Annotated in this window: 3 protein-coding genes and 1 pseudogene; 3 read left to right on the forward strand and 1 reads right to left on the reverse strand. The window is 51.5% G+C overall.

Features of this window, described 5'->3' with window-relative positions:
- Positions 1-452 (reverse strand): annotated as a pseudogene (locus BTM36_RS25255) (amidohydrolase family protein); the annotation flags it as partial.
- Positions 453-1209: 757 nt separating this feature from the next.
- On the opposite strand from BTM36_RS25255, the gene BTM36_RS25260 reads away from it, so the two are divergent.
- The 3 genes from BTM36_RS25260 to BTM36_RS25270 all read left to right on the forward strand — a co-directional run.
- Positions 1210-1521 (forward strand): PfkB family carbohydrate kinase, encoded by a 312-nt coding sequence (locus BTM36_RS25260; protein ID WP_077238409.1) that lies wholly within the window; start codon positions 1210-1212, stop codon positions 1519-1521.
- Positions 1522-1626: 105 nt separating this feature from the next.
- Complete coding sequence (locus BTM36_RS25265; RefSeq protein WP_217349634.1) at positions 1627-2067, forward strand: hypothetical protein; 441 nt, start codon at positions 1627-1629, stop codon at positions 2065-2067.
- 374 nt (positions 2068-2441) lie between these two features.
- Positions 2442-2803: DNA gyrase subunit A (locus BTM36_RS25270; RefSeq protein WP_305778111.1), on the forward strand; the 362-nt coding region annotated here is incomplete at its 3' end.

Here is a 2803-nt window from a genome sequence, read left to right on the forward strand (position 1 = left end):
ATCGTGTATTTGGCAATATACCGTTTCACGCGGAAATTATCGTTGTCGCCCGTTTCCTGCGGCAGGCTGCCGCGCTGGCGTTTCATCTTGTCGGCGGTCTGCCATGTGCGGATCAAAACTTCACCGACGCGGCCCATCGCCTGGCTATCCGACGAGATGATCGAAAAAGCGCCGATATCATGCAGAATATCTTCGGCCGCAATGGTTTCCTTGCGGATGCGGCTTTCGGCGAATGCCACGTCTTCGGGGATCGATGACGACAGGTGATGGCAGACCATCAGCATGTCGAGATGTTCGGCAATGGTGTTCTTCGTGTAGGGCCGTGTCGGGTTCGTCGACGAGGGAATGACATTGGGCAGGCCGCAGATCTTGATGATGTCAGGCGCATGCCCGCCGCCTGCGCCTTCCGTGTGAAAGGCGTGGATCGTGCGCCCCTTGAACGCGGCAACCGTATCCTCCCAACCAGTCCATCCTAAAGGAGATCAGTCCTGGGTGTTTATTGGAAGAACTGATGCTGAGGCTGAAACTCCAATAATTTGGCCACCTCATGAGAAGAGTTGACTCACTGGAAAAGACACTGATGCTGGGAGGGATTGGGGGCAGGAGGAAAAGGGGGCAACAGAGGATGAGATGCCTGGATGGCATCACTGACTCTATGCACATGAGTTTGAGTGAACTCTGGGAGTTGATGATGGACAGGGAGGCCTGGGATGCTGCAATTCCTGGGGTCACAAAGAGTAGGATATGACTGAGTGACTGAACTGAACTGAACTGAACTAAGTGAAGTATTTGTGTTAATGATTTTTGCTATTGAATGTTTTCCTGTATTTATTTTTAACCTCTAAGTCATTAAGCTTGTGCTGGCGCGGCGGGCACAGGGGCTGGGGGGGGATGGGCGGGGTACGGGAAGCTGGCCCGGGGGGGGTTGGTCTGTCCCGCAGAAATTGAGGGGGGTGCAGCGCCGGAAAGCAGGTTGGCGACGCTCGTTACTTATTTTGGCAATTAGATCGGGAGGGGGGCGGGGAGGGAAAGAGGGGAGGAATCGGGGGGGGGCGGAACATTTAAAAAAAAAAAAAACATGAACAATGCGAGCACACCGGATGCTACAACTAACGACTATAGCACTAACGCATCTGCAGTCGCTAAGTCACACCCTCAGAGTTGCTAGTCCGCGTACGAAGTCAAGCCGAATAATGACAACGATTGTAAATGTGCTATGCCAGTAATCAGTCTACTCGACAGATAACGTCGTTCAGTCGGATTTGTTGTGCCACGCGTGGCAGTGAAGGGGCAATTCTGTTTGATGGCAAACAGTGGTATCAACAGGCCCCGGAATATGTCACCCCTGTGGATACGATGGGGGCAGGCGACGCGTTTATTACCGCCTTCCTGTGCCATTATCTTGCACAGACAAATATCCCGGATGAAGAAGCGATTCCTGCAAGCCTTAAGCAAGCCGCATTATTTTCGGCGAAAATCTGCCTCAAAGAGGGGGCTTTTGGTTACGGTGTTCGCTATTAAATAACGCTATCTAAATAGGTTTTTATTTCGCTCATTTTATGAGGGGAAGGGGCGCGGTTTTGCGCTTTTTCCCCAATAAGGAAAGAGTTATGCGCAGCGGAGCGCATGTTCGAGCGGGACAAGGCCGCCATCCTCGAACTCGGCCTGCCCCTGGTCACCGAGGCCGACGTACTGGACGAGAACACCGTGTACTACCGGCTCGACACCACCGCCGGGGACGCGGTCCTGGACCTGACCACTGCGGAGTACACGGTGCTGCTGGCCGCCAGCCGCGCCTGGGACGATGCTGCCGCCGGGGGAGCGGCCCGCCGGGTGCGCTCCAAGCTCCTGAGCCTGGGCCACGATGCCGACCCCGATCTGCTGCGCCGCGCCCCCCGCGGCTCCGTCGAGTCGCTTCCCGTGCTGACCCCCCTGCTGGAAGCGGTGACCAGCGGCAGCACCGTGAGCTTCGACTACCGGGCCACCACCGGTGCCCTGAGCACCCGCACCTTCAGACATTCCATGGGAAATTTGAATAATTGCTTTTGGTTTAGCATTTTCTGTTGACCATCTTTTTATGTATAAATCCGTATAATCTTTTGTTTTAAACCACAAGGACTGTCCCATCTGATCATCCTTTCTTTTAGAGGTTGTTCAAATAGTCCGGTGAAATTGACACTTCAATTTTCTTCGTTGGCTTGCTTTTCCGTTCCTCACGTATTAAGTGCAGACGTTCCGGTACTCAAAGCTTCGCCGCCTCGAACTTCTCGGTCCTTTTCATCCTCCTTTTTGAACACTCATTTAAATGCCGTTTCTGCAAATTCCAATCCTTTTTCCATTTCGTATTTTACTCGATCATCTTTCTCGACTTTTATAGCTTCTTTGATAGCTAAAAAAGCTTCTTCTGTTTAAATGAGATTATTGATGGGGTTATTTTACGGATGGATAAGCCGGATTGTTCTATCGATGATCTGATGGAGCATGTTAAAGGACCTGATTTCCCTACTGGAGGCATCATCCAGGGAGTCGATGGAATTAAAAACGCTTATGAAACAGGACGAGGAAAAATTATTGTCCGCGGAAAGGCCGAATTCGAAGATTTGCGCGGAGGCAAAAAGCAAATTGTCATAACTGAAATTCCTTATGAAGTGAATAAAGCCAATCTGGTAAAGAAGATTGATGAATTCCGACTGGACCGGAAAGTCGAAGGCATCGCCGAAGTCCGTGATGAAACGGATCGGACAGGCCTTCGGATTGTGATTGAGTTAAAAAAGGATGCAGATCCTGAAGGCGTCCTTCATTA

Source organism: Herbaspirillum sp. VT-16-41 (assembly GCF_001994935.1).
Classification (GTDB): domain Bacteria; phylum Pseudomonadota; class Gammaproteobacteria; order Burkholderiales; family Burkholderiaceae_D; genus Herbaspirillum; species Herbaspirillum frisingense.

Excerpts from the sequence above, each read along its gene's own strand:
- BTM36_RS25265 (WP_217349634.1), top strand. The coding sequence starts at position 1,627 with ATGTTCGAGCGGGACAAGGCCGCCATCCTCGAACTCGGCCTGCCCCTG.
- BTM36_RS25260 (WP_077238409.1), top strand. The coding sequence starts at position 1,210 with ATGTGCTATGCCAGTAATCAGTCTACTCGACAGATAACGTCGTTCAGT.